This window comes from Collinsella sp. AM16-21 (genome assembly GCF_003471905.1).
Lineage (GTDB): Bacteria > Actinomycetota > Coriobacteriia > Coriobacteriales > Coriobacteriaceae > Collinsella.
Genome location: NZ_QRKJ01000008.1, coordinates 86,967 through 112,158, shown reverse-complemented (window position 1 = coordinate 112,158; position 25,192 = coordinate 86,967). Strand labels below are relative to the sequence as shown.

At 58.3% G+C, this 25,192-nt stretch carries 25 protein-coding genes, 1 pseudogene and 1 riboswitch; of the genes and pseudogenes, 14 read left to right on the top strand and 12 right to left on the bottom strand.

The genetic code is table 11. The features are described 5' to 3' along the window. Positions 1–100, bottom strand: a 100-nt coding sequence (locus DW180_RS10495) for a helix-turn-helix domain-containing protein (RefSeq protein WP_233545204.1), incomplete at its 3' end; no start/stop codon positions are given. Between the two features lie 330 nt (positions 101–430). Here DW180_RS10495 and DW180_RS06055 point away from each other — a divergent pair. The 3 genes and pseudogenes from DW180_RS06055 to DW180_RS10660 form a co-directional block, all read left to right on the top strand. Then, positions 431–514: a 23S rRNA methyltransferase attenuation leader peptide gene (locus tag DW180_RS06055; protein WP_050233080.1), complete on the top strand. Its 84-nt coding sequence runs from the start codon at positions 431–433 to the stop codon at positions 512–514. Positions 515–638: 124 nt separating this feature from the next. Then, positions 639–1,376: a 23S rRNA (adenine(2058)-N(6))-methyltransferase Erm(B) gene (gene erm(B), locus DW180_RS06050; protein WP_118237950.1), complete on the top strand. Its 738-nt coding sequence runs from the start codon at positions 639–641 to the stop codon at positions 1,374–1,376. 145 nt (positions 1,377–1,521) lie between these two features. After that, positions 1,522–1,626 (top strand): annotated as a pseudogene (locus DW180_RS10660) (topoisomerase DNA-binding C4 zinc finger domain-containing protein); the annotation flags it as partial. Here the strand turns inward: DW180_RS10660 and DW180_RS10655 are convergent. The 4 genes from DW180_RS10655 to DW180_RS06020 form a co-directional block, all read right to left on the bottom strand. Next, a complete protein-coding gene (locus DW180_RS10655) occupies positions 1,614–1,916 on the bottom strand; it encodes a transposase (protein WP_369831524.1) in 303 nt (100 codons plus the stop codon). The pseudogene DW180_RS10660 and the gene DW180_RS10655 overlap by 13 nt on opposite strands. 135 nt (positions 1,917–2,051) lie before the next feature. After that, positions 2,052–2,582, bottom strand: a complete 531-nt coding sequence (locus DW180_RS06030) for a nitroreductase family protein (RefSeq protein WP_118237946.1) — start codon at positions 2,580–2,582, stop codon at positions 2,052–2,054. 281 nt (positions 2,583–2,863) lie between these two features. Further along, the gene (locus DW180_RS06025; RefSeq protein ID WP_118237944.1) at positions 2,864–3,487 is read right to left on the bottom strand and encodes a DUF47 domain-containing protein; all 624 of its coding nucleotides are present in this window, start codon (positions 3,485–3,487) and stop codon (positions 2,864–2,866) included. A gap of 67 nt (positions 3,488–3,554) precedes the next feature. Continuing rightward, positions 3,555–4,604: an inorganic phosphate transporter gene (locus DW180_RS06020; RefSeq protein ID WP_118237942.1), complete on the bottom strand. Its 1,050-nt coding sequence runs from the start codon at positions 4,602–4,604 to the stop codon at positions 3,555–3,557. A 250-nt stretch (positions 4,605–4,854) separates the two neighbouring features. On the opposite strand from DW180_RS06020, the gene DW180_RS06015 reads away from it, so the two are divergent. From DW180_RS06015 to DW180_RS06000, 4 genes are all read left to right on the top strand, one after another. Beyond that, the gene (locus DW180_RS06015; protein WP_118258950.1) at positions 4,855–5,193 is read left to right on the top strand and encodes a hypothetical protein; all 339 of its coding nucleotides are present in this window, start codon (positions 4,855–4,857) and stop codon (positions 5,191–5,193) included. A gap of 85 nt (positions 5,194–5,278) precedes the next feature. Then, positions 5,279–5,974 carry a Bax inhibitor-1 family protein gene (locus DW180_RS06010; RefSeq protein WP_158559666.1) on the top strand — a complete coding sequence of 232 codons (696 nt, stop codon included), beginning with the start codon at positions 5,279–5,281 and terminating at the stop codon, positions 5,972–5,974. A gap of 141 nt (positions 5,975–6,115) precedes the next feature. Beyond that, entirely contained in the window at positions 6,116–7,249 is a 1,134-nt protein-coding gene (locus tag DW180_RS06005) for a TIGR02452 family protein (protein WP_118237938.1), read from the top strand. 75 nt (positions 7,250–7,324) lie between these two features. Next, complete coding sequence (locus DW180_RS06000) at positions 7,325–7,984, top strand: SGNH/GDSL hydrolase family protein (protein ID WP_118237936.1); 660 nt, start codon at positions 7,325–7,327, stop codon at positions 7,982–7,984. 58 nt (positions 7,985–8,042) lie between these two features. Here the strand turns inward: DW180_RS06000 and thiD are convergent, their stop codons facing one another. Continuing rightward, complete coding sequence (thiD, locus tag DW180_RS05995; RefSeq protein WP_118237934.1) at positions 8,043–8,873, bottom strand: bifunctional hydroxymethylpyrimidine kinase/phosphomethylpyrimidine kinase; 831 nt, start codon at positions 8,871–8,873, stop codon at positions 8,043–8,045. 182 nt (positions 8,874–9,055) lie between these two features. Beyond that, positions 9,056–10,390, bottom strand: a complete 1,335-nt coding sequence (thiC, locus tag DW180_RS05990; RefSeq protein ID WP_118237932.1) for a phosphomethylpyrimidine synthase ThiC — start codon at positions 10,388–10,390, stop codon at positions 9,056–9,058. Next, positions 10,383–10,498: riboswitch (TPP riboswitch) on the bottom strand. (Overlaps the previous gene by 8 nt.) Positions 10,499–10,561: 63 nt before the next feature. On the opposite strand from thiC, the gene DW180_RS05985 reads away from it, so the two are divergent. Continuing rightward, on the top strand, positions 10,562–11,083 hold the full coding sequence (locus DW180_RS05985) for a hypothetical protein (protein WP_118237930.1): 522 nt from the start codon (positions 10,562–10,564) through the stop codon (positions 11,081–11,083). 40 nt (positions 11,084–11,123) lie between these two features. Here the strand turns inward: DW180_RS05985 and DW180_RS05980 are convergent, their stop codons facing one another. Then, entirely contained in the window at positions 11,124–11,933 is an 810-nt protein-coding gene (locus DW180_RS05980; protein ID WP_118237928.1) for a YaaA family protein, read from the bottom strand. Between the two features lie 100 nt (positions 11,934–12,033). Then, positions 12,034–13,431 (bottom strand): aminopeptidase, encoded by a 1,398-nt coding sequence (locus tag DW180_RS05975; protein ID WP_118237927.1) that lies wholly within the window; start codon positions 13,429–13,431, stop codon positions 12,034–12,036. A gap of 166 nt (positions 13,432–13,597) precedes the next feature. Here DW180_RS05975 and polA point away from each other — a divergent pair, with 166 nt between their 5' ends. After that, positions 13,598–16,348 (top strand): DNA polymerase I, encoded by a 2,751-nt coding sequence (gene polA, locus DW180_RS05970; protein WP_118237925.1) that lies wholly within the window; start codon positions 13,598–13,600, stop codon positions 16,346–16,348. A gap of 343 nt (positions 16,349–16,691) precedes the next feature. On the opposite strand, the gene DW180_RS05965 is transcribed toward polA, so the two are convergent. After that, a complete protein-coding gene (locus tag DW180_RS05965; RefSeq protein WP_118237923.1) occupies positions 16,692–17,519 on the bottom strand; it encodes a Cof-type HAD-IIB family hydrolase in 828 nt (275 codons plus the stop codon). A gap of 553 nt (positions 17,520–18,072) precedes the next feature. On the opposite strand from DW180_RS05965, the gene DW180_RS05960 reads away from it, so the two are divergent. The 4 genes from DW180_RS05960 (at position 18,073) to ndk (ending at position 22,034) form a co-directional block, all read left to right on the top strand. Then, positions 18,073–19,299: an argininosuccinate synthase gene (locus DW180_RS05960; protein ID WP_118237921.1), complete on the top strand. Its 1,227-nt coding sequence runs from the start codon at positions 18,073–18,075 to the stop codon at positions 19,297–19,299. 232 nt (positions 19,300–19,531) lie between these two features. Next, positions 19,532–19,702: a hypothetical protein gene (locus DW180_RS10245; RefSeq protein ID WP_158570947.1), complete on the top strand. Its 171-nt coding sequence runs from the start codon at positions 19,532–19,534 to the stop codon at positions 19,700–19,702. 118 nt (positions 19,703–19,820) lie between these two features. Then, positions 19,821–21,251, top strand: coding sequence for an argininosuccinate lyase (gene argH / locus DW180_RS05955; RefSeq protein ID WP_118237919.1), 1,431 nt, complete (start codon positions 19,821–19,823; stop codon positions 21,249–21,251). A gap of 378 nt (positions 21,252–21,629) precedes the next feature. Then, complete coding sequence (gene ndk / locus DW180_RS05950) at positions 21,630–22,034, top strand: nucleoside-diphosphate kinase (protein ID WP_118237917.1); 405 nt, start codon at positions 21,630–21,632, stop codon at positions 22,032–22,034. Positions 22,035–22,186: 152 nt separating this feature from the next. Here ndk and rpiB read toward each other — a convergent pair whose 3' ends face one another. Continuing rightward, the gene (gene rpiB / locus DW180_RS05945) at positions 22,187–22,654 is read right to left on the bottom strand and encodes a ribose 5-phosphate isomerase B (RefSeq protein WP_118237915.1); all 468 of its coding nucleotides are present in this window, start codon (positions 22,652–22,654) and stop codon (positions 22,187–22,189) included. 271 nt (positions 22,655–22,925) lie between these two features. Between rpiB and DW180_RS05940 the strand changes: the two genes are divergently transcribed. Next, on the top strand, positions 22,926–24,245 hold the full coding sequence (locus DW180_RS05940; protein ID WP_118237913.1) for a serine dehydratase subunit alpha family protein: 1,320 nt from the start codon (positions 22,926–22,928) through the stop codon (positions 24,243–24,245). A gap of 92 nt (positions 24,246–24,337) precedes the next feature. Here the strand turns inward: DW180_RS05940 and DW180_RS05935 are convergent, their stop codons facing one another. Next, the gene (locus tag DW180_RS05935) at positions 24,338–25,096 is read right to left on the bottom strand and encodes an HAD family hydrolase (RefSeq protein ID WP_118237911.1); all 759 of its coding nucleotides are present in this window, start codon (positions 25,094–25,096) and stop codon (positions 24,338–24,340) included. Between the last annotated feature and the right edge of the window lie 96 nt (positions 25,097–25,192).

Here is a 25,192-nt window from a genome sequence, read left to right as displayed (position 1 = left end):
CGGTCACGAACCTGTGCGACGCCACCTCGGCGCTCACCGTCGAGGGCGACCTGCCCAGCTCCCTCGCGATCTCCCTGCACGACGCCCTGCGCTCCAGCATCCTCTGGACCGTGTCCCGCTCGTGCCTCGTGAGCCTTCCGTAGGCCCTCGGGACCGCCCTTGCGGAGCCCCTTTTCATCTTTCCGGACATGCCGTCCTCCGATCTCCCGGGGCCGGCCGGTCCGGCCCTCAGGGTATCGGATTCCCATATTCATCCGTACATGTACGGATGAATATGGGAGGTGTTCGGATGAAGTTGCCAATCAAGGAAACTATTTCAGCAAGCGATATTTTAACAACAGCTATTGATTTATCTTAAAATTTTGTGTATAATAGGAATTTAAGTTAAATTAGATGCTAAAAATTTGTAATTAAGAAGGAGGGATTCGTCATGTTGGTATTCCAAATGCGTAATGTAGATAAAACATCTACTGTTTTGAAACAGACTAAAAACAGTGATTACTCAGATAAATAAATACGTTAGATTAATTCCTACCAGTGACTAATCTTATGACTTTTTAAACAGATAACTAAAATTACAAACAAATCGTTTAACTTCCGTATTTATTTACTGATGTAATCACTTCAGGAGTGATTACATGAACAAAAATATAAAATATTCTCAAAACTTTTTAACGAGTGAAAAAGTACTCAACCAAATAATAAAACAATTGAATTTAAAAGAAACCGATACCGTTTACGAAATTGGAACAGGTAAAGGGCATTTAACGACGAAACTGGCTAAAATAAGTAAACAGGTAACGTCTATTGAATTAGACAGTCATCTATTCAACTTATCGTCAGAAAAATTAAAACTGAACACTCGTGTCACTTTAATTCACCAAGATATTCTACAGTTTCAATTCCCTAACAAACAGAGGTATAAAATTGTTGGGAGTATTCCTTACCATTTAAGCACACAAATTATTAAAAAAGTGGTTTTTGAAAGCCATGCGTCTGACATGTATCTGATTGTTGAAGAAGGATTCTACAAGCGTACCTTGGATATTCACCGAACACTAGGGTTGCTCTTGCACACTCAAGTCTCGATTCAGCAATTGCTTAAGCTGCCAGCGGAATGCTTTCATCCTAAACCAAAAGTAAACAGTGTCTTAATAAAACTTACCCGCCATACCACAGATGTTCCAGATAAATATTGGAAGCTATATACGTACTTTGTTTCAAAATGGGTCAATCGAGAATATCGTCAACTGTTTACTAAAAATCAGTTTCATCAAGCAATGAAACACGCCAAAGTAAACAATTTAAGTACCGTTACTTATGAGCAAGTATTGTCTATTTTTAATAGTTATCTATTATTTAACGGGAGGAAATAATTCTATGAGTCGCTTTTTTAAATTTGGAAAGTTACACGTTACTAAAGGGAATGGAGATAAATTATTAGATATACTACTGACAGCTTCCAAGAAGCTAAAGAGGTCCCTAGCGCCTACGGGGAATTTGTATCGATAAGGGGTACAAATTCCCACTAAGCGCTCGGGACCCCTTGTAGGAAAATGTCCTAAGTGTGGCAACAATATTGTATTAAAAAAATCGTTTTATGGTTGTTCAAATTATCCTGAATGTAAGTTTACTTTAGCTGAACATTTTAGAAAGAAAAACACTGCATATCCGGTGCCGAGTCTCTGGAATGCCTCGCTCACGTTGGCATCTGGGTCATCGAGTAACAGGTGCGTATGGTTGTCCATGAGACACCATGCCAAGAGGCGCATGTGGTGGCGTTGAAACGACCTGTTGAGTAGATTGAGATAGTAAAGCCTATCTTCGGCGTCCTCGAAGATCTGCTGTCCGCCGGCGCCCTTTTGAACCACGTGATAGCATCCTTTTTCCGTTAGGGTTCGTGGGCCTCGTGACATAGATCCTCCAAAGCATCGGTCTGTCGACTGGACTTTAAGGATAAGCATGGGAAGGCCGAGCTCTGCTGATGTGATTGCAGAACTCGGCGAACGGGTGAGCGGTCAGAGGTAGATTTTGAGGCATGTCCCAAAAATCTACTTGAGGAGGAAGTCGGAGAGGGGAATGGTGCGGGCCTCGCGATGCTCGGGATCGGCGATATGATCGGCAGGATAGCCACAGACGAGCATATGATACGGATAGACGCCCTCGGGCAGGTTGAACTGCTCACAGGCCATCTTGGGCTTAAAATGGCACACCCAACACGTACCCAGGCCCTGCTCCTTCGCCTCCATCATCATCTGATCGCACACGATCGAGGTGTCGATCTCGCTGGAGTTCATCTGGTCATAAGGGCGCACCCAGGCGTCATCGGTAACGCTGCAGATAAGAAAGATAAGCGGCGCCCCAAAGATAGACCCATCACGAGCAAAGCGTGGCTGACAAGCAGCAGCCCTTTCCAACAACTCCGGAGTATCAAGCACCATCACACGGCTTGGATGATTATTGCAAGCAGAAGGAGCAATACGCCCCGCCTCAACAACGGCATCCACCACCGACTGCTCAACAGGACGGTCCTCAAACGAACGACAAGAATACCGAGACCGAGCCAGATCCAAATACGACATAACCAAACCCTCCAAAGTCAGCAAATCAATCCAAAGTAAACCAAAGGGTACCCAAACCCCCATCCACCCAAACGCCCATCACAGCCCCAAAGTACCCAATCGGGCATAAAAGGTCGCATCGGTCAAGTCCTCATCGCATTCTAACTATCAGCCAAGGTTCCCAATGGTGGTACCTAAGGCGAAGGCCCGACACCTATTTACTTTCGAACGACTCTGCCATGCAGCCGGAGTGAGAAAGCAAATAGGTGCCGGGCCTTCGCCGGTGGGACGGGTGCCCCCAATTAACTGTTCTTCATGACAATCGAATCCACAACATCGGCCACATTCTCACAGCAGTCAGCGCAGTACTCCAGGAAGGCATAGACGTCACGCCAGGCGATGACCTCGAGCGGATCCTTGCCGTTGACATGCAGGTTGCGCATAGCGTTGATGTAGAGCTCGTCGGCCTCGGACTCGATGGTGTTGATCTGGATGACGAGTTCGCGCAGGGTCTTGGACTTGCGGTAGTTGGGCAGCTCGACCATCAGGTCCTTCATGGCGCGGCAGGCGTCGGTCACCTTGTGGGCGATCACGATGGCATCGGGATGGATGCTCTGGATGTTGGTGAAGTAGACGCGCTGCACGACGCCCTCGATACGGTCGAGCACGGTGTCGAGCGAGCAGCTCATCAGGTTCAGGTCCTCGCGCTCAAGCGGGGTGATAAAGGCCGTGAGCAGGGCGTCCTCAAGCTCATGGTGCTTCTTGTCGGCCGCATGCTCAATCGCGTGCATCTTGTCGAGCATATCGTGAATCTTCGCGGGATCGAAGTTCTCGAAAATCTGGGTGAGCAGCTCGGCAGCCTGGACGGCAAGGTCGGCGCAGGCGACGTAGTTGTCAAAGTAGAACGAATCGGGTTTCTTTGCCATGAGTGGGTCCTTTCGAGGCGAAGACGGGTGGGCGAAGTATTACGGTCCGGATGGGCGCTCGGTGTGACTAGATGAACATCATGAACAGCTTGGCCATGACAAAGCTGATGAGTCCACAGGCGGGGAAGGTGAAGAACCAGGTGAACATCATGTCCTTGACCACGCCAAAGTTGATGGCCGAAAGGCGCTTGACGGCGCCGACGCCCATGATGGCGCAGGTCTTGATGTGGGTGGAGGACACGGGGATGCCGGTAAGGGTGGCAAGCAGCAGATTCGCGGCGCCTGCGAGGTCGGCGGAGAAACCCTGATACTTCTCGAGCTTGACCATGCTCTGGCCGACGGACTTGATGATGCGCTCGCCGCCTACGCTGGTGCCGATGCCCATGGTGGCCGAGCACAGCAGCATGATCCAGATGGGGATGCCGGCGTCGCCGACGCCGGTCTGGCCGTTGGCGAAGGCGACGCCTAAAAAGAGCACGCCGATGAACTTCTGTCCATCCTGCGCGCCGTGCATAAAGCTCATGGACGCAGCGCTCGCGATCTGAGCGTATTTAAAGAAGACGTTGGCGCGTCGCCTATTGGCGGCGGCAAACAGAATCGAGACGAGTTTGCACAGGACCCAGCCCATGACAAAGCCCAGACCGATGGAGAGCGCCAAGCCGTAGATGACCTTCATCCACTCGTGGATGTTGACGCTGCCGGCACCGCCGAGGGCGATGGCGGCGCCGGTGAGGCCGGCGATGAGGCTGTGGCTCTGAGAGGTGGGAATGCCAAAGCGCGATGCCGTGGCGCCGTAGACGACGATAGAGAAGAGCGCCGCACACAGGCAGGCGAGCGCCATGGTGCTGTTTCCGCCAAAGTCGACGATATGTGAGATGGTGTTGGCGACGCTCGCGTTAAAGTGCGTCATGATGAGCACGCCCAAGAAGTTGAATGCGGCGCTCATGAGAATGGCGGCGCGGGCGGGCATGCAACGCGTGGTGACGCAGGTCGCGATGGCGTTGGGCGCGTCGGTCCATCCGTTGACGAAGATGGCGCCGAGTGCGAGGATCACGGTGACGGCAAGGACTGGGTTCGACACAAGTTGGCCGAGGAAGGTTGAGAACGTTACGTCCATATATGGGCTTTCTCGAAGTTTGCAGGCACGTTACAAAAACATGATAAATCGTATCACCTCCTGCTGGTTTCTTTACCGAGTTCTGATGGGAGAAGTGAATTTTTTGGCACTAACATTGAATATTAGCCCTGTTGACCGCGGGTGTTCTTTTTGCTAACGCGTCGTGCGGACGTGCGCCTGCGGTCCGACACGCCAAAACCACAGCCTGTTCGCTTTACAACATACAAACATGCGTTCGATAATAGGGGGCATGGAATATCGACAGACAGATGGCAAAACTCGACGCGTGCACAAGCAGTATGTGGACGTCGTGGCCCGCATCCTTGCGGGCGGGCAAGTCGTGCCGGTCACCGTCTGCTGGGTCGACGGCCGTTGTTTTACGATCGACGAAATTATCTCGACCACCGGGTTTGGCCTGACGGTTCACGGCGTTCGTACGGCAACCTATAAGGTACGTTTTGGCGGACATGCGACCGAGTTGTATCTGGAGGACCAGGCGCGCGAGCGGGCGGATGGCTCGCAGGCGCACGTGATGCGTTGGTGGGTATGGGCGTTTGACCGTACGCTTGAGGGCGAGCGCCGCAGGTAAGAGCGCACGGCATTCGGGTACAATGGCAGGGATATTGTCGCCTACGGCGCCGTTATTTGTGGCGCTTTTTGAAAGGACGAAGTATATGAACGATATCCAGGGCTATCAGAACGGCCCCGTCGAGACCGGCGCAAGCCGCGCCAAGGAGATGTCGCCGCGCGCGTACAATCTCGCCATGTCTGCCCTGATCTTCTTGGGCTTTTGCGCCATGGGCGCCGGCGCCTACTTTACGAGCACCATGTCGTTTGCGCGCATGATGATGAGCGGCGCCGCCCTACCGCTGGTCTTTGGCTCGTTTATTTTGACCATCGTCGGCATGGTCATGATGTCGGCTGCTGCGGGCAAGCAGTCCGTGGGCCTGTCCCTTGTGGGCTACGTAATCTTTGCGAGTACCTTTGGCCTGACCGCGTCGTTTGGTCTCGCCAACTACGACCTGCCTACCATTAACACCGCCTTTATCGCCACGGCCGCCATCACCTTTGTCTTTGGTGCGTTGGGCGTGACCTTCCCCAAGTTTTTCCAGCGTGTGTATGGCATTGGTTTTGGCATCCTGCTTGCCACGATTCTGGTCGAGATCGCGCTGATGTTCATGGGCGTTTCGCAGTCCATCACCGACCTGATCGTGATCGTGGTGTTCGCCGGCTTTATTGGCTACGACACCTATGTTGCCACGACGGTGCCGCCCACGCTTCCCAATGCGGTGCTCATGGCATCCAACCTGTTCGTGGACATCATCAACGTGTTCCTGCGCATTCTGAACATCCTCGGCCGCCGCGATTAAAGCGCGGCATTGCGATGCTTCCTGCCGGACGCGGTAAAACGATGTGAAAGGCGGTCCTGCGGGGCCGTCTTTTTTGTGCACGGCGGGGTATCATGGATGGGAAAAAGCCGACACCGGCAGCGACAGGAAAGGTGACCACTTATGGCAGACGTCGACAACAGGAACCGTAACCGCAGGCCCAACCGCGCGGGACAGCCCAACCCCAAGCGTGAGGCGCGTGCCAAGGCCGCCGAGCGCCATGTGGCGGCTGTGTCCGAGGCCTGCGCCAAGGATATCGAGCGCTCGCTTGTCGGCGTTCGCGAATTCGACGGTATGCCTGCCGGCTTTGTCGCGGCGATGAAGGCCAAGGCCCAGGCGGCTGCGGCTGCCGAGGAGCCGGTTGCCGAGGTTGTGGAGGCCGACGCTGCCGTGGTTGAGGCTGCCGAGGTGGAGACTACGGTCGAGTCCGAGGTGGCACCCGAGTCCTTCGAGTCGGCTGACGAAGCCGAGTCCGCGCCCGCGGAGGAGGCTGCTCCGGTCCTGCCTGAGGTCACTGTGCTTGATGCCTCCGCCACGCAGGCAATCCTCGATAACGGCCGAGGCTACGCGCAGTTCTGCGACATGGCCGTGCTCGCCTTTGCCTCGTTCACCAATCCGGGTGGCGGCTATATCCAGGGCTACCTGGGCCAGGAGGCGACGCTCTGCGCCGATTCGTACCTATACAACGTGCTCGACAAGCAGCGCAAGTGGTACGGCGAGAACCGTCGCCGCAACATCAACTGCGAGCTTTACCGCAACCGTGCGCTGGTGGTGCCTGCGGTGCGCTTCGACCGCAACCACGTGCACGCATACGCCGACGTGATCGTTGCCGCCGCGCCCAACGCCAAGCGCGCTCGCCAGGAGTATCGCGTGGGTGACGATGCCCTGCTGGACGCCCTGCGCGATCGCATCCGCTTCGTGCTTGCCATCTGCGATGAGCTGGGTCGCGAGAAGCTCGTGCTGGGTGCTTGGGGCTGCGACAACAACGGCTTTGATGCCGAGGCCGTGGCCGAGCTCTTCCGTAAGGAGCTCGCGTCGGGCGACTTTAAGGTCAAGCAGGTGTTTTTTGCCGTGCCCTCTACGCGCTGGGATGAGGACTTCGCCAAGTTTGAGCACGTGTTGGCAAGCTTCCCCGAGTGTAACGAGGAGTCCTATGCTCAGGTGGCCGCCCGCGCCGCGGCCGCCCGTGCCGCCGAGCAGGCTCAGGCCGCTGCTGAGGACGATGAGGATGACGACGACTGGCGCAAATACCTGTAAACGGTGCGCGTGATGCGACATGCCGAGCCGGCGGGGGCTGCTCCCGTCGGCTTCTTATTGAGTGGGGAGCTTACGATGAAAAACGTTCTGTGCTTTGGTGACAGCAACACCTATGGCTATGATCCGGCTGGTATGCGCGATGGCACCGCGGTGCGCTATGCGCACGATGTGCGCTGGTGCGGCGTGGCGCAGCGTGACCTGGGCGATGGCTGGCATGTGATTGAGGAGGGGCTCAACGGTCGCACAACGGTGCGCGACGACATGTGCCATCTGGACACCAATCTCAACGGCATCCGCACGTTGCCGATGCTGCTCGAGTCCCATAAGCCGCTGGACGCGATCGTGATTATGCTGGGCACCAACGACTGCAAGACGGTCTTTAGCGTGGGGGCTGCCGATATCGCTGACGGTGCCATGGCGCTGATTCGCACCGTCCGCGCGTTTCCCTGGACCGAAGCCGCGCCCTGCCCGCGTATTCTGCTGATGGCGCCTATCAAGATTAAACCGCAGATCGCCGATGTGTACATGACCGACTTTGACGAACACTCCGTCGAGGCTTCGGAGCATTTTGCCGAATACTATGCGCACGTGGCCGAGCAGTTTGGCTGCGACTTTTTGAATGCCGCCGAGTTTGCCGAGCCGGGCGATATCGACTATCTGCATATGATGCCCGAAAGCCACGAGAGCTTGGGACATGCCGTGGCAGCCAAGCTCCAAGAGATGCTCGGTGAGTAGTGCGATCCCAAACCACCACAAAGGTGCCTGTCCCCTTTGTGGTGGTTTTGCTGCAGGGCTAGTACTGCCACATGTGGTTGACGGGGCCGGAGCCTTTGCCCATGTCAAAGCCGGCGGCGAGAGCGCCCGTTAGGTAGGCCTTGCCGGCGTTGACGGCGTCGGCAAGATCCATGCCCTGTGCCAGCGCGCAGGCGATGGCGGACGAGAGCGTGCAGCCGGTGCCATGCGTGTTGCCGGTCTCGATGCGCTTGTGGCGGAACCATGTGGTGAGCGGATCGCCCAGGTGGTTGCCCTCGTCATCGAGCGGTGCGGGCTCGGCCAGTACGTCGTTGGCCTCGTTGACAAAATGCCCGCCCTTAACGAGAGACGCGCAGCCAAAGCGGCGGGTGAGGAGCATGGCAGCGTTTTGTTGGGTGCGCTCGGAATCGACCTCGTAGTCGAGCAGCGCCATGGCCTCGGGAATGTTGGGCGTGATGACGGTCGCCAACGGGAACAGGCGACGCGTGAGCGCCTCGGCCGCATCCTCGGCAATGAGGCGAGCGCCCGAAGTGGCGACCATGACGGGGTCCACGACCACGTTTGTCGCGTTCCAGGCGCTCAGGCGGTCGGCGATAACTTCGATAATCTCGACAGAAGAAACCATGCCGATCTTGACGGCGCTCGGGCGGATATCGTCAAAGACGGCGTCAATTTGCGCGGCTACGATATCTGGCGAGATATCCTGCACGGCGGTTACGCCCAGGGTGTTCTGTGCGGTGATGGCGGTGATGGCTGTCTCGGCATACAAGCGGTGCGCCGTGATGGTCTTGATGTCGGCCTGAATGCCGGCGCCGCCGCTGGAATCGGATCCTGCGATGGATAGAACGGCAGGTACCTTACTGCGATCCATGTTCGCTCCCTTGTTCGGTCGGATTCAAATGGGTCTTTTACCCCGCATTATAAAGATGCCCAGGCCGGCGATATGCCGAACCCGGGCACGAGATGCAATCTTTACGCAAACGCAAGCAAATGTTCACAAGTTAACAATTGACAGGTGCTGTGGCGAGCCTATAGGCGATCGCGACGATAAGGCTAGTCCTCCATGCCCAGGTCGATCGTCGTGCCCTCGAACACCTTGTTGACAGTGCGGACGGCGCACATCTTGCCGCACATGGTGCAGGTGCCCTCGGTGGCGGCAGGGGACTCCTCGTAGCGTTTCTTACCGGTGACCGGGTCGAGAGCACACTTCCACATGGCATCCCAGTCGAGTTTGCGGCGCGCCTGGCCCATCTTGTCGTCCATGTCGCGGGCGTGGGGCACCTTTTTGGCGATGTCGGCGGCGTGTGCGGCGATCTTGGTGGCCATGAGGCCATCGAGCACGTCCTGGGCGTTGGGCAGGCACAGGTGCTCGGCCGGCGTCACGTAGCACAGGAAGTCGGCGCCGGAGCTGGCGGAGATGGCGCCACCGATGGCGGCGGTGATGTGGTCGTAACCCACGCCGATATCGGTCACCAGCGGCCCGAGCACATAGAACGGGGCGTTGTGGCACAGGCGCTTCTGCAGTTTCATGTTGGCGGCGATCTCGTCGAGCGCCATGTGACCCGGGCCCTCGACCATGACCTGGACGCCGGCGGCCCAGGCGCGCTTGCACAGCTTGCCCAGCTCGATCATCTCGGCGGTCTCGGTTGCGTCGTTGGAGTCGTAGAGGCAGCCCGGGCGGCAGGAGTCGCCGAGCGAGATCGTCACGTCGTATTCGTGGCAGATCTCGAGCACCTCGTCGTAGAACTCGTAGAAGGGGTTCTCGTTACCGGTGACTTCCATCCAGCCAAACAGCAGCGAGCCGCCGCGGCTGACGATGTTCATGAGGCGGCCGGTCTCCTTAAAGGTCTTGATGACCGACTTGTTGATGCCGCAGTGGATGGTCATAAAGTCCACGCCGTCCTCGGCATGCGCGCGCACGACCTCGAGCAGATCGTCCTTGGTGAGCTTGACCAGCGGCTTTCCCATGTAGCCGATGGCGTCATACATTGGGACGGTGCCCACCATGAGCGGGGTCTCGTCGATGAGCTGCTGGCGGAACTGGCGCGTTTTGCCCGAGTTGGAGAGGTCCATGATGGCGTCGGCGCCAAAGTCCTCGGCAATCTTGACCTTCTTCCATTCCTCGGCGGCATCGGCTTTGTCGCCCGAGATGCCCAGGTTGACGTTGACCTTGGTGGACAGGCCCTCGCCGACACCAAAGGCGCGCATGCCCTTTTTGATATGCACGATGTTGGCGGGAATGGCGATGCGGCCGTCGGCCACGCGCTCGCGGATGTACTCGGGGTCGCGATGCTCGCGCTCGGCGACCTCTTTCATCTGAGGTGTGATCTGCCCAGCGCGGGCGAAGTCGATTTGCGTGACGAGCTTGGGCTCGGTCTGTGTGCTCATTGGCACGGCTCCCTTCGTTGGCATTACCCATATCAGGTTTGCGGGTCAGGGCGGGCGCGCCCAGTCTCAGCCTGCCGTCTTGTCCTGCAAGCTCCCCGTTTATGTGGTGGGCTCAAGTATAGCTCGAATGGGTACGATTGACGCGATGAGCATGCCCGTGGGGAGGCGAACATGGAAGACAAGCATCTATATCGAGAGACACAGTGGGACGTGTCGGCCGAGGAGGGCCGTGCCCATCATGGGCTGGTCGCAATCGGTTTTGCGATCCTTGTCGTGATGGTGATTGCCTGTTGTATCTGGACGTTTGGTGGTCGTGGCGGCGCTGTATGGGAGTTCGACGCTGATGATGGCCTACCGATTATGACGGTGAGGAGTACCGGCGGTAATGCCAATACGCTCGCCATTCCGGGCGATTATTGGTACCCGCGCGATGAGTTTGTGCAGTTGCAGCTGAGTGGTGGGTCCATTCCAGGTGAAGAAATCGAACGCGTGACGTTTGACGCGGCGCTCAAAACGCTGACGGTGAAGCTCAAAGATCAAGGAGATGTGCCCACGACCATGGATATCGCCCTGACGGAATGGCGTCTGGAGCCTCCGACGGGTGTTGCGGTTTCCGAGGTTGAGCACGTCAAGATTGTCTATCAGGACGGTTCGACAAATAAAATTGCCAAAGCCGACGGCTTGGCGGAATAGACGCCGTGTCTAGGCAGCACATTCAAAAGCAGCGGTGGTTCTACAAGGTCTGTTCGTTCAGGAAGACCAAAGTGTTTTTATTTGAAAGCTCGGGAAGGTGACGATAACCAACGTCGAACGCGGTGAGCCCGCTTACATCCTCGAGCTTGTTTTCTGCCATCCAGCGCACCATGGAGCCGCGTGCCTTTTTGCTGGCGGTCGATCGCTGGATGGGCTTGCCGTTGCGGACACCTTCGCCAAAGAGACAAGTGACGGTTGTGGCGTCGCCTGCGAGATGGGGTAGAACGGTCTTGGCGTACTCCACGCTGGCAAGGTTGACGACCGTGGTGTTGGAGCCGGTCGGCGCAATGGCGCATGCAAGTTTGTCGCCCCAAAACGCATAGAGGTCACGGGCGTTGTCGACGGCGAGCTTGGCTCCCATTTCGAGCCGATAGGGCTCAACGCCATGGAAAGGCCGCACGCATCCGTACAATCCGGAGAGGATCCAGAGATGGTTTTGCAGCCAGTCGAGTTGTGCGGCATCCATCACCTCGGGCGCCATGCTCTGGTATTGAATGCCGTGATAGGACATGACGGCAGGGGAGAGGTGACGGGCGAGTGCGGGATTGTCGAGATCGCCGTTTTTCAGGATGGACCCGAACTCATGCAGGGTGTTGAGGCAAGGCCCCAACAGTTTGTCACTCACGTTCCATAGCGCTTGCAGGCCGCCGCTGCCTTCATTTCGTTCGATATCTAGCAGTGCGCGGTGGAGGCGAGCCGTCTCGTGCGCAAAAGGTGGAATGCCCAGGACTTCAAAAGCATCTTGGGCCGCGCGCATCTGCTTGGCGGGCGAAATGATGACCTGCAGCATGGACGCTCCTCTGCCAAAAAAGTTGCGGTGGAATACGGTCTGTTTTGGCCGTTTATGGGCCAGTTTAGTCCGTATTTCACCGCAAGTTATAAGGGACTGGTTAGGCGCGCTCGAGGAAGGCCTTGTAGCCGCGATAGGCCTCGTAGATATCGGCCTTGTTAGCGACCTCCCACAGGGCGTGCATGGACAGGACGGCAACGCCGGAGTCGATGACGTTCATGCCGTACTTGGCCATGATGTAGGCGATGGTGCCGCCGCCGCCCGCGTTGACACGGCCGAGCTCGCAGGTCTGGAAGTCCACGCCGGCCTCGTCCATGATGTCGCGGACGAGGGCCACGTACTCGGCGTCGGCGTCGTTGGAGCCGCCCTTGCCGCGGCTGCCCGTGTACTTGTTAAAGCACAGGCCACGACCCATAAAGGCTGCGTTCTTGGTCTCGAACTTGCCGGCGTAGCCCGGGTCGAAGCCGGCGGACACGTCAGAGGAGAGCATGCGGCTGTGGGCGAGTGCACGGCGCAGGGCCAGCGGGCTATCCTCGCCGGCGAGCGTCATGATCTCGGCGACGGTGTTCTCGAAGAAGCGGCTCGTCATGCCGGTGGCACCCACGGAACCGATCTCCTCCTTGTCGACGATGAGCGTGATGCTCGTGCGCTCCACGTTGGCGACGTTGATCTGGGCGAGCATGGAGGGGTAGGCGCAGACGCGGTCGTCGTGGCCATAGCCCAGAATCATGGAGCGGTCGAGGCCCATGTCGCGGGCGGGGCCGGCGGGCACGACCTCGATCTCGGCGGAGAGGAAGTCCTCCTCCTCGACGTCGTACTGCTCCTTGAGGATGTCCAGGAACATCTGCTTGACGGGCTCCTTGGGGGCGTCCTTGTCGTCCTCGTCAAACTTGACGGGACGGCCGCCCACGATCACGTCAAGGATCTCGGCGTCGACGGCGTCCTTGGCGGGCTTGGACATCTGCTCGCTCGAGAGGTGGATCAGCAGGTCGGAGATGGTAAAGACCGGGTCGTCCGCCTTGTCGCCGATGTTGATGTCGACGGTGGTGCCGTCCTTTTTGCAGATGACGCCCACAAGCGCGAGCGGGGAGGCTACCCAGTGGTAGCTCTTGACGCCGCCGTAGTAGTGCGTGTCGAGGTAGGCCATGTCGCCGGCCTCGAAGGCGGGGTTCTGCTTGAGGTCCAGGCGCGGCGAGTCCACGTGGGCGCCCAGGATGTTAAAGCCCTGCTCGAGCGGGGCGGTGCCCAGGTTGACGAGCATGAGGTCCTTGCCGTGATTGGCGGCGTACACCTTGTCGCCGGCCTTGAGCGCGCGGCCCTCGGCGATCACGGTCTCCAGATTGACGTAGCCCGCCTCCTCGGCCATCTTGATACCGGTCTTGACGCACAGGCGCTCGGTCTTGTTCTCGCTCAAAAACTGCTTATAGCCACGGCAAAGCTCCTCGAGCTCCTCGACTTGCTGAGGCGTGTACTTTTTCCATGCGCAGGGACGCTCCATGACGCAGGCTCCTTTCGGATCGATCGTGCTGGTTGATGTACCGTGAGCCATCGTATCACGCGCGGGCTCGCGGCGGCAGGGGAGCTTGATGTGCGGTGGTCGCGGGGCGGGGAGCGTGTAAACTGGTGTGAGCAAACCGTGCCCAGCCCAAAGCGAGGTATTCAATATGTCTGACAAGCGCCGCACCTTTGCCGTTATTGACGGCAACTCGCTCATGCACCGCGCCTTCCACGCCGTGCCGCCGACCATGAACGCGCCGGACGGTCGCCCCACCAACGCGATCTTTGGCTTTCTGAACATGTTTCTCAAGATGATCGATGCCTTTAACCCCGACGGTGTGGTCGTGGCGTTTGATAAGGGCAAGCCGCGCGTGCGCATGGAGATGCTGCCGCAGTATAAGGCGCAGCGCCCGCCCATGGACCCCGATCTGCACGTGCAGTTTCCGATGATTAAAGAGCTGCTCACCGCGCTCAACGTGCCGATTCTGCAGTCCGAGGGCTGGGAAGGCGACGATATCCTGGGAACCATGGCGCGCCTGGGTGAGGAGGCAGGCTGCGACATGCTGCTGGTGACCGGCGACCGCGACATGTATCAGCTTGTGACCGAGCACGTCAACGTGGTCTCGACCCGCAAGGGCCTGTCCGACGTAGCGATTATGACGCCCGAGAGCGTGGATGACCTGTATCACGGCATTACGCCGGCGCTCGTGCCCGATTTTTACGGCCTGAAGGGCGACACGTCGGACAACATTCCCGGCGTACCGGGCATCGGTCCCAAAAAGGCGAGCGCGCTCATCGCACAGTACGGCAGCTTGGACGAGGTCATCGCGCATGCCGACGAGGTCAAGGGCAAGATGGGCGAGAACCTGCGTGCGCACATCGACGATGCCCTGCTGAGCCGCAAGGTCGCAACCATTCGCACCGATGCGCCTGTCGAGCTCGACTTTGACGAAACGTCCTTCCCGGCGTTTTCTGCCGACGAAGTGTCCGCGGCGCTGGGCACGCTCGGCATTACAGCCATGCAGAACCGTTTCTTGTCACTAATCGGTGGCGAGGGTGGGGCTACGGCCGCTGCAAGCACGTTTGAGATACCCGCGGTTTCGCGTGCCGCCGCTGGCGATGCTGGGGCGCTTGCTGCCGTTGCGTCCGAGGTTTCGCGTGCGATCAAGGCAGGCGAGTGGATTGCCGCCGTGGTGGACGATGACAAGGAGGAGGGCGCGCTTTTTGGCCTGACGCGCACGCTGTGGCTGGCGACGTCCAGGGGGCTGCTTGCGCTTGAGGAGGACGACGGCGGTACCACTGCCGTGGTTGATGGCTTCAATTTCGCCCACGGCGTGATTGTCGGTGTGCTTGCGCGCCTGTTTATGGAGGGCCGCGTGGCGAGCCCGGATACGAAGGCTCTACTGCATGAGCTTTCGCCCGTCGATTCTTCCGAGCGCGAGCTTATGGATCCGCTGGCAGTCGATTCCACGCGCATCTTCGACACCGTGGTCGCCGCCTACCTGTTGGATTCCGACCGCTCCGAGTTCGATGAGGCGTATCTGGCCGATACCTATCTGCAGATGGCGCTGCCTGCGGCGCGCGGTGCGGAGGGTGCCGGCGAGGACGCTCCTGCGCCCGCCGCTCGCACGGCGGCTTTGACGCTGGCGCTGGTTGCACCGCTGCGCGACCGCATGGTCCGCGAGAACGCCGCCAACGTGTTCGATGGCATCGAGATGCCGCTCGTGCCGGTGCTTGCCAAGATGGAGCGCGCGGGCATGCTCGTGGACCCCGACCGTCTGCATAGTCTGTCCGAGGGGCTTGCTACCCAGATTGCCGAGGTCGAGCGCAGCATTCGCGACCTGGCCGGCGACGAGACCTTTAACATCGGCAGCCCCATGCAGCTCTCGCATGTGCTGTTTGACGTTATGGGGCTTCCGACCAAAGGCCTCAAAAAGACCAAGCGCGGCTACTATTCGACCAATGCCAAGGTGCTGAGCGACCTTGCCCGTGACCACGAAATCGTGCGTCTGATCTTGGACTGGCGTGAGAAGTCCAAGATCAAGTCTACCTATCTGGACACGCTGGGTCCGCTGCGCCGCGGTGACGGTCGCGTGCACACCACGTACAACCAGACCATCACGGCAACGGGGCGTCTGTCCTCGAGCGACCCGAACCTGCAGAACATCCCGACGCGCTCTGAGCTGGGCCGTACCGTCAAGACGGCGTTTTCGGCAGGCGAGGGAAGCGTCTTTTTGGCGGTGGACTACTCGCAGATCGAGCTGCGTCTACTGGCACATCTCTCAGGTGACGAGCACCTGGTGCGCGCCTTTAACGAGGGCGAGGACTTCCATGCCGAGACGGCGGCACGCGTGTTTGGCGTGCCGGTGTCCGAGGTAACGCCCGACTTGCGCAGTCGCGCCAAGGCCGTGAACTTTGGCATTGTGTATGGCCAGCAGGCCTACGGTCTGTCGCAGTCGCTGCATATCTCGATGGCCGAGGCGCGCGACATGATCGACCGCTACTATGAGGCCTATCCGGGCGTGCGCACGTTCCTCGACAACGTGGTGGTGCGTGCCAAGCAGACAGGTTACGCCGAGACCATGTACGGCCGCCGTCGCCACATTCCGGAGCTCAAGGCCAAAAATCCGCAACTCCGCGGCTTTGGCGAGCGCACGGCCATGAACCACCCCATGCAGGGCACCGCCGCCGACATCATCAAGATCGCCATGGCCCGCGTAAGCCGCCGCCTGGAAGAAGAGGGCTTTGCCGCCCACATGATCCTGCAGGTACACGACGAACTGGACTTTGAGTGCCCCGTCAACGAAGTCGAGCGCCTAACCACCATGGTCCGCGACGCCATGGAACACGTAGTAGACCTCCGCGTACCGTTGATCGCCGAAGCCAGTACCGGCATAACCTGGGCCGACGCGAAATAGGGAAGCACTCCATAAGGCAAGCTCGCCCAAGACGCAAGCCCCCACATACTTAAGATTTGGGACAAACACTACTGATTAATTTGTCCCACAGTAACCAAAACAGAGGGGAGCCCCTCCCAACAAGGAGCTCCCCTCTGCTCAAATCATTTCAGCTAAGTATCTAGACACTCAAGACGCCATCTTGGCGGCAGGAAAGTAAACCTAGGGCCTGGCCGGGCGGCACGGGTTAACTTTTCGTAGATTCCGCACGCAAAGAAAGCCACTTAATGTGGCTTTCGTCTTGCGCAGGACCTGACCGAGCGAAAAGTTATCCCGTGCCGCCCGGTCAGGCCCGATGGGACGGCTACCGAGCCGCCAAGATGGCGTCGATGAGCGTCAGTACGCCCCCGTCGTTGTTGCTCGGAATGCGCCACTTAGCATGCGCGTTCATATGCTCCTCGGCGTTGTCCACGATAAAGCTATGTCCGACGCGCTCCAGCATGGGGATATCGTTGTACGTATCGCCCACGGCGGCGGCGTCGGCGATATCGATGTCCAGGTGCTCGCATAGGTGCGCGACGCCGGCGCCCTTGTCGACGCCCAAGTTCATGAAGTCGATCCACTCGCGCCCGGCATTGGTGACGTAGAGCTTGTCCGAGAACTCGGGGCTATAGGTCTCGCGGAATGCGGGCTCGGCATCGTAGGCGGGGAAGAAGATCGAGATCTTGTTGGACTCGATATCAATGCCCTCAAAGCTGTCGACGTAGTTGATTGTGTTGTAGTAGACGCTGATCTCGTCGTGGTATTGATGGTCGCGGGCAAGCACGTAGAACTCGTCGAAGCAGCACAGGACGGGGACAGCGCGAGGATCCTCCGAGGCGCGGCTCAAGACCTGCTGGTACAGCTCCACGTCGATAATGCTCTTATAGATATAGCTGCCACGATAGATCAAGCATGCGCCGTTGTCGGGACAAAAGGCGAGGCGGTTCTTGATGCCCTCGAACATCTCTTCGAGCTTGGGGGCGGGACGTCCGCTGGCGGGGCAGAATACGATGCCGGCTTCGGCGAGCTTGTCCAGGCGTTCGTCAAGGCCTTGCGGCAGCACGCGCTCGTCGGTCAGCAGTGTCTTGTCCATGTCGACGGCGATGAGCTTAATGTTTCCGATATTGGCGTCCGATTCGTAAGTTTGCATAAAAGCGAGCCTTTCGTTTCGAAATTGTTTCAGACGTTATAACCATCAACCAGTAACCGAGCGTATTGTCGCAGGAACGGAGCGTGTTTGCACCACGCTTCACAAAGTAATGAAAAAAATTTTCAGAAATTTGAATTTGTCGCTTGCGCTGTAGGCACTTTAGCGTAATATAGCGACCATCGAAAACGGAGACGGAAAAACAACCGCTTACCGAGGAAAAGGTACCGTTTACGATATTAGAATTGCGCCCGGCGATAGGTGAAAGGAGAGGCAGATGCAGTTCGTAAAGATCATCACTACTGCAGACAATGCCATCCGACGCCAGCGCGCAATTTCCCGACGACGATAACAATCGTCTCTGTCCGTATGGGGCTAAATGCTCCAACAGAGTCATTTTGAGGTCGTTGGGTTTTAGCACGACATAGACGCATGTTTCTAGGGCATGTTGTGCTGCTTTTTGCTATTTAACCTGATATTGCACGGTTTTTGACCTCGAAATGACTTGCAACTGACCGATGTTCTAACTAGCTACCAAGGGCGAAAGGAAACAGCCATGAGCAAGGAAAAAGTCGTTCTCGCATATTCCGGTGGTCTTGATACATCCGTATGTGTCAAGTGGCTCCAGGACGAGAAGAATCTCGATGTCGTTTGCGTCTGCGGCAACGTGGGCCAGGAGGAGACCGGCCTGGATGCCAAGAAGCAGAAGGCGCTCGACCTGGGCGTTCTCGATTGCCAGGTGCTCGACCTGCGCGACGAGTTCTCCGATGAGTTCCTGACTAAGGCCATCGCCGCAAATTCCATGTACGAGAACAAGTACCCGCTGCTCTCCGCCCTGTCTCGCCCGCTGCTCGCCAAGAAGCTTGTCGAGGTCGCTCACGGGTTTGGCGCGACCTACGTCGCCCACGGCTGCACCGGCAAGGGTAACGACCAGGTTCGTTTTGAGGCTGCGGTCAAGGCCCTCGACCCCGAGCTTAAGGTTATCGCCCCCGTTCGCGAGTGGGATCTGAAGTGCCGTCCCGACGAGGTCGCCTATGCCCACGCCCACAACGTGCCGGTTCCCGAGGGTGCCAACGACAACCCCTATTCCATCGACGACAACCTGTGGGGTCGTGCCATTGAGTGTGGCCACCTGGAGGACCCCTGGAATGAGCCGCTCGACGACGCCTGGGTTATGACCAAGAATCCCGAGGACACGCCCGACACCCCGACGTATACCGAGATTGAGTTTGAGGTCGGCAAGCCCGTCGCCGTCGACGGCAAGAAGATGAAGCTCTCCGAGATCGTCATCGCTCTCAATAGGATTGCGGGCGACAACGGCTTTGGCCGTCTCGACCTGGTCGAGGATCGTCTGGTGGGCCTCAAGAGCCGCGAGTGCTATGAGGTTCCCGGCGCCCTGACGCTCATTACCGCCCATAAGGCACTCGAGGACATTTGCGTTGAGGGCGACCTGCTCAAGACTAAGATTAAGCTCGAGCAGGATTGGGCCACCGCCGTGTACAACGGCCAGTGGTACAGCCCACTCAAAAACGCGCTCGACGCCTTTATGGCCGACACCCAGAAGTTCGTGACCGGCACCGTCCGTCTGAAGTTCTTTAAGGGCAACTGCCATGTCGTCGGCCGCAAGAGCCCCTTCAGCCTCTATGACTACGGTCTGGCCACCTACGACCGCGACACCACGTTTGACGAGAAGGCCAGCGCCGGCTTTATCGAGATCGATACGCTGTCGCTCAAGACGTGGGCTAAGGTCCAGGGTCCCAGCTCCGCTGCCGTCCAGGCTTAAGCCTTCCTTCCCTTGGTATCCGCGCGCCCATCCGCGTGATACATAACGGGCGCACGGGGTCCCTACCTTTCGTTATGCTTGCTGACACTTCTTAACATCGGTGGCCCCTACGTTCCGCCCGCATATATGATGCCGCGTCTGCGGCTGAGTCCGAGCCCCGCCGGGGTTGTCCGGCGGGGCTCCTTCTATCAATTTGGCGGCTCTGCGCCTATATATATGAGGAGTATCCATTATGCTCAATGCTATCGCGCATGCTTTACTTGCCCTCGTGCCCGAGTTCGATGCTGCAAAGGTCGAGGACGTTCCTATGAGCCTGAAGGCCTGGATCGATGGTTCGCAGGGCAACATCCGGAGGGAGACGTTGGGCGCCAAGTGCATGGTGCGTCACTTCTTTGCAAATTAGCTATATGGCCTCGCGCACGGTGGGGAATATGCAAAACTAGCGGTTGAAAAATCGCTTTAGTGATATGGCGCATTGCTTTGGGCGCTTGTTTTGGTATTTGATGAAAGGGGACGGTTCCATGGCTCTTTGGGGCGGTCGTTTTGAGGCGGGAGTGGCCGAGGTCACGCAGGAGTTTGGCGCGTCGCTGCCGGCCGACAAACATCTCTATAAGCAGGATATCGCCGGTTCTAAGGCGCATGCCAAGATGCTGGCGGCCCAGGGCATCATCAGTGCCGAGGATGAGCAGGCGATTGCCGAGGGCCTGACCGGAATCGAACAGGATATCGACGCCGGTAACTTCACCTTCGATATCAACGACGAGGACATCCATATGTCCATCGAGAGCGAGCTGACGCGTCGCATCGGCGAGGCCGGCAAGCGCTTGCATACCGGACGTTCGCGCAACGACCAGGTGGCGACCGATACGCGCCTGGGCGTCAAGGCGTTGGCCAAGGAGCTCATGGAGGCCAACCTGCAGTTGCGCCACGTGCTGGTGGATGCGGCCAAGAAGTACGACAAGGTGATTCTGCCGGGTTACACGCACATGCAGCATGCTCAGCCCGTGCTGCTGTCACATCATCTGCTGGCGTATTCCTGGATGTTCGCGCGCGACTTTACACGTCTGAAGGCCGCCTTTGATGCCGCCGACAACTGCCCGCTGGGTGCTGCCGCGCTTGCCGGTACGAGCTATCCGCTCGATCGCCAGATGACGGCTGCCGAACTTGGCTTTGCGGGCGTGATTCCTAACTCGCTCGATGCTGTTTCCGACCGTGATTTCCTGCTCGACCTGCATTATGCCGGCTCCGTCATGGCCATGCACCTGTCGCGTCTTTCCGAGGAGATCGTGCTGTGGTCGAGCTCCGAATTTGGCTTTATCACGCTTTCCGACTCGTACTCCACCGGCTCGTCCATCATGCCTCAGAAGAAAAACCCCGACTTTGCCGAGCTTATTCGCGGCAAGAGCGGTCGCGTGTACGGCAACCTGGTCCAGCTGCTCGTGACCATGAAGGGTCTGCCGTTGGCCTATAACAAGGACCTGCAGGAGGACAAGGAGGGCGCGCTCGATACCGCCCACACGCTCATGCAGTGCCTGTCGGTTATGGCCGGTATGATTTCGACTTGGACCGTCAACGAGGGCGCCATGGCACGCGAGTGCGGCGTGGGTCACCTTGCCGCCACCGACGTTGCCGACTACCTGGCTAAGCGTGGTCTGCCGTTCCGCGAGGCGCACGCCGTGGTGGGGCATTTGGTCCTGATGTGTGAGAAGCGCGGCTGCAATCTTGAGGATCTGCCGTTTGAGGTGTTCCAGGAGGCAAGCCCGCTCTTTGAGCGCGATATTACCGAGGCGCTCGACATCCCGTCGATTGTCGCTGCGCGCACGACCGAGGGCGGTACCGCCCCTGCCGCCGTTGCCGTGCAGTTGGGGCGCGCCGAAGCGCAGCTTGCGGCCGATGAGGGTGTGTTTGGCTCGTTGACTAAGGTCGTCGAGATGGGCCACGGAGCAAAGTAAGGTTTTGGCTGAAGCTGCTTTGGCCATTTATTGATAAATCGTTTTCCGGGCGCCTGCTGTTGCGGACGCCCGTTTTTTGTTGCTATGGGGGAGGGGCTTATCGAGAACTTCTGTAGGACCTTTGGGCAGGTTGTGAAGGGGATACGTTCGCGGGTGGCAACCGACCGTCTGCTCTGTTCGATGCGGTTGATGGGCGGTCGGATGGTACTCTAATCGGGCTTCGAAACAGAAGTGACATATATAAAGCGCTTTAATAAATTGCAGCGTTTCAATACACAGCTTTTTGTTTAACTGCAGCTAAAACTCTGTTACGATGCAGTCCAGGCGGGTGCCGGAATGGGACTTGGGCACGCGCGAACCTACTTGAAAGGCTACCTTATGGCTATCGAGAAGACCTTCATCATGATTAAGCCCGACGCCGTGCGCGACCGTAAGATTGGCGAAATCGTTGCTCGCATTGAGCGTAGCGGCCTCGTCATCGAGCGCATGGAGATGACCACGCTTGAGCGCGCTACCGTCGAGGAGCACTATGCTCACCTCAACGACAAGCCCTTCTTTGGCGGTCTGTGCGATTTTATGACGAGCGGTCCGGTCGTCAAGATGGTCGTTTCCGGTCCTTCTGCCGTTGCTAAGATGCGCACCCTCATGGGCGCCACCAACCCGCTTGATGCCGCTCCTGGCACCATTCGCGGCGACTTTGCCGTCGATGTCAACGCCAACGTGATCCACGGCTCCGACTGCCTGGAGAACGCCGAGATCGAGATTAAGCGCTTTTTTGGCTAAACCAGCTTTGACTCCTTAAAGCTGTTAGCGTGTGGCTTGGGCGCCGCGGAACTCCATCCGCGGCGCCCTTTTTATTCCAAAATCTATGAAGGGGCCCGCTCGGACATGAGTTCCGAGCGGGCCCCTGCTGTTAGCTTGTGGCACTGAGTAGTTTAGGCCTCGTCGACGACCTTGAGGCCGCGCGTGTGGTCGATCTCGTTGAGGAGGTTAACGCGACGCTCGTGACGACCGCCCTCAAACTCGGCGTCGAGCCACTCGTCGACAATCATCTTGGCGAGCTCGGAGCCCACGACGCGGGCACCAAAGGCGAGCACATTGGTGTTGTTGTGCATGCGCGAGAGCTTGGCGCTGAAGGGCTCGGAGCACACGACGGCGCGAACACCTTCGACCTTGTTGGCGGCCAGGCTGATGCCGACGCCGGTACCGCAGATCAGGATACCCAGGTCGACGTCACCGTTGGCAACGGCTTTACCCACCTTGTAGCCGGCGATGGGGTAATCAAAGCTCTCGGAGGTGTCGGTGCCATAGTTCACGACCTCGCAGCCGCGCTCCTTCAGGTGCTCGGAGATGATGTTCTTGAGCTCGACGGCGGCATGGTCGTTGCCGATACCAATCTTCATGAGTGGTTCCTCTCTGGTCCGTGCGGCGGAATTGCTAAAGGTTTTACCGCGTTCGACTGCATGATAGCGCGACTTTTGTGTAAACGCTCGGGCGTTTTTTGGTCAAACGCTTTAGCATGCAACAAGACGGGCTTCTCATGAATGAATGCCGTCAGATGGCGCTTGAGGGCCGTCCATCGGAACCATGGTTGCGGTTTTTGATGCATTGTTATCAAATAATAGAACTAATTATTATCGAGAGCCCAGTCCGTTATGTAAGCAGGAGATACCTATGCCTACCGATTCCATTCGCGATGCCGCTTTTTGCGATGTCTTGAACCGCGAGCTTGTCTGTGCGCTCGGCTGCACCGAGCCTATTGCCGTTGCCTATGCAGCGGCGCTGGCGAGCCAGACGCTCGGTTGTGAACCCGATCATATGGACGTTGCCTGCTCGGGCAACATCATCAAGAACGTTAAGAGCGTGACCGTGCCCAACTCGGGCGGTATGCACGGTATTGAAGCGGCGGCCGTGTTGGGTGCTGTGGGCGGCGACGCCAAGAGCGCGCTCGAGGTGCTCGAGAGCGTTAACGACGAAGACCGTTCTCGCGTGTCCGAGCTCCTCGCCGATGCCGGTTACTGCGATGTGTCGCTTGTCGAGGGTGTGCCCAACCTCTACATCAAGGTGACTGCTACAGCCGGGGGCCATACCGCGGTCGTCGAGATTACCGACCATCACACCAATGTCACGTGCCATACGCTCGACGGTATTCCGGTGTGCGGCAAGTCGGCGGGGGAGTGTGCCGCCTGCGCCGAGCGCGTCGTGGCCGAGCGTGCGGCAGATAGCGCCGACACGCCCATGTCGATTGAGTCCATCGTCGACTTTATCGAGGGCGGCGACATTGAGGGCGCCCGCGCTGCCGTTGAGCGTCAGATTGAGCTGAACGGTGCGATCAGTGCCGAGGGCCTGGCGCACGCTTGGGGCGCCGAGGTCGGCCGTACGCTGTTGGGCGCTCGTGCCGATGACGTCGCCTGCCGTGCCCGCGCCCGTGCAGCCGCCGGGTCCGACGCCCGCATGAACGGCTGCGCGCTGCCGGTCGCCATCGTGTGCGGCTCGGGCAATCAGGGCATTACCTGCGCACTGCCCGTTATGGAGTATGCCGAGTATTTGCGCTGCGACCACGAGCGCCTGGTGCGCGCCGTGATGCTGTCCGATCTTATCGCCGTGCATATCAAAAGTTATATTGGTGCACTCTCGGCGTTTTGCGGTGCTATTTGTGCCGCGTGCGGTGCCGGTGCCGCGATTACCTGGCTGTGCGGTGGCACGCGCGAGCAGATTGGCGCGACGGTCTCCAACACGCTCGGTAACGTGGGCGGCATCGTGTGCGATGGCGCCAAGGCGAGTTGCGCGGCTAAGATTTCGGCAGCCGTGGACGCTGCGATTCTGGGTCACGATATGGCTATGCAGGGCCGCGGCTTCCGTGCCGGCGAGGGCCTCATTCAGGATACCGTCGAGCAGACAATCGCTAGCATGGGCTACGTGGGCCGCGTGGGCATGAAGGATACCGACGTCGAGATCCTTAACATCATGATCGGCAAGACTCGTATCTGCTAGTAGTTAAGTTGCGGTGAGATAGTTCCTAAAATGGCCCGGTTGAGGGTCAAACAGGAACTATCTCACCGCAACTGTGTTAGATGTTCTGATTCTTACGAGAGTTCGTCGGCTACTTGGTGTTCGTAGAAGGCTTCTACTACGGCGTTGAAGTCGCGGGCGAAGTCTTCCATGGTTCCGCGCCAGGTGGCTCGGCTTGGTTTGCCCTGGCCAACATAGGCGGTTTGAATGCCGCAGGCGGGGCTGGGGAAGTCGCGCTTGGGGTCGTTGCCCACCATGAGGACCTCGTGCGGCTCGAGCCCCATCACCTGAAGCTGCTCTAGATAGTAGGTGGCATCGGGCTTGCAGCGGGTGGTGTTTCCCATGTGCGTGACGAGCTCAAAGGGGGCGTCGGCCAGGTCGCCCCAACCCATGCGGCACTCGATGGCCCCCTGCGGAAAGCTGGGGTTGGTAAAGAGCGCGCAACGCAGTCCTGCATCCTGTACGGCCTGAAGCGCGGCGTGTGCGCCGGGCATGGCGTGGGCGTTGATGACATCGTCGTTCTTGTACGGAAGAACTTCTCGGTCGTAGTAGGTAAACGCTTCGTAGATGAGTGGGTCCGAGAGGCAAATGCCGCACCGGCGCTCAACCTCTTCTTGGTAGAACTCAAGATTGGTGCGATTATCCGTGCCGCTTCGGCGGTTGGCGTTGAGGTCGACCAAGATGGTGCCGAGGCGTGCCATAGTGCCGCCGCGGCTGCGTCGCCCGATGTCCGCGAGCATCGACGAGACATCCTTAAAATACCGAAGGATGAATGCGTTGAGGTTGATGCTAAGAAGCGTCTCGTCCATATCGAAAACGACTGCTTTGAGCACGCGGGCACCTTTCTCGATAAATCGTTCTAGAATCGTTGGCTCCGGATACTTTACCTCAAAGGCGTATGGGCAAACTGCTTATCGTGAAGTTGTGGA

What these genes read in the sequence shown, in the direction of transcription:
- DW180_RS06055 (WP_050233080.1), top strand. Translation starts at nt 431, where the DNA reads ATGTTGGTATTCCAAATGCGTAATGTAGATAAAACATCTACTGTTTTG.
- DW180_RS10655 (WP_369831524.1), bottom strand. Translation starts at nt 1,916, where the DNA reads ATGTCACGAGGCCCACGAACCCTAACGGAAAAAGGATGCTATCACGTG.
- DW180_RS06030 (WP_118237946.1), bottom strand. Translation starts at nt 2,582, where the DNA reads ATGTCGTATTTGGATCTGGCTCGGTCTCGGTATTCTTGTCGTTCGTTT.
- DW180_RS06025 (WP_118237944.1), bottom strand. Translation starts at nt 3,487, where the DNA reads ATGGCAAAGAAACCCGATTCGTTCTACTTTGACAACTACGTCGCCTGC.
- DW180_RS06020 (WP_118237942.1), bottom strand. Translation starts at nt 4,604, where the DNA reads ATGGACGTAACGTTCTCAACCTTCCTCGGCCAACTTGTGTCGAACCCA.
- DW180_RS06015 (WP_118258950.1), top strand. Translation starts at nt 4,855, where the DNA reads ATGGAATATCGACAGACAGATGGCAAAACTCGACGCGTGCACAAGCAG.
- DW180_RS06010 (WP_158559666.1), top strand. Translation starts at nt 5,279, where the DNA reads ATGAACGATATCCAGGGCTATCAGAACGGCCCCGTCGAGACCGGCGCA.
- DW180_RS06005 (WP_118237938.1), top strand. Translation starts at nt 6,116, where the DNA reads ATGGCAGACGTCGACAACAGGAACCGTAACCGCAGGCCCAACCGCGCG.
- DW180_RS06000 (WP_118237936.1), top strand. Translation starts at nt 7,325, where the DNA reads ATGAAAAACGTTCTGTGCTTTGGTGACAGCAACACCTATGGCTATGAT.
- thiD (WP_118237934.1), bottom strand. Translation starts at nt 8,873, where the DNA reads ATGGATCGCAGTAAGGTACCTGCCGTTCTATCCATCGCAGGATCCGAT.
- thiC (WP_118237932.1), bottom strand. Translation starts at nt 10,390, where the DNA reads ATGAGCACACAGACCGAGCCCAAGCTCGTCACGCAAATCGACTTCGCC.
- DW180_RS05985 (WP_118237930.1), top strand. Translation starts at nt 10,562, where the DNA reads ATGGAAGACAAGCATCTATATCGAGAGACACAGTGGGACGTGTCGGCC.
- DW180_RS05980 (WP_118237928.1), bottom strand. Translation starts at nt 11,933, where the DNA reads ATGCTGCAGGTCATCATTTCGCCCGCCAAGCAGATGCGCGCGGCCCAA.
- DW180_RS05975 (WP_118237927.1), bottom strand. Translation starts at nt 13,431, where the DNA reads ATGGAGCGTCCCTGCGCATGGAAAAAGTACACGCCTCAGCAAGTCGAG.
- polA (WP_118237925.1), top strand. Translation starts at nt 13,598, where the DNA reads ATGTCTGACAAGCGCCGCACCTTTGCCGTTATTGACGGCAACTCGCTC.
- DW180_RS05965 (WP_118237923.1), bottom strand. Translation starts at nt 17,519, where the DNA reads ATGCAAACTTACGAATCGGACGCCAATATCGGAAACATTAAGCTCATC.
- DW180_RS05960 (WP_118237921.1), top strand. Translation starts at nt 18,073, where the DNA reads ATGAGCAAGGAAAAAGTCGTTCTCGCATATTCCGGTGGTCTTGATACA.
- DW180_RS10245 (WP_158570947.1), top strand. Translation starts at nt 19,532, where the DNA reads ATGCTCAATGCTATCGCGCATGCTTTACTTGCCCTCGTGCCCGAGTTC.
- argH (WP_118237919.1), top strand. Translation starts at nt 19,821, where the DNA reads ATGGCTCTTTGGGGCGGTCGTTTTGAGGCGGGAGTGGCCGAGGTCACG.
- ndk (WP_118237917.1), top strand. Translation starts at nt 21,630, where the DNA reads ATGGCTATCGAGAAGACCTTCATCATGATTAAGCCCGACGCCGTGCGC.
- rpiB (WP_118237915.1), bottom strand. Translation starts at nt 22,654, where the DNA reads ATGAAGATTGGTATCGGCAACGACCATGCCGCCGTCGAGCTCAAGAAC.
- DW180_RS05940 (WP_118237913.1), top strand. Translation starts at nt 22,926, where the DNA reads ATGCCTACCGATTCCATTCGCGATGCCGCTTTTTGCGATGTCTTGAAC.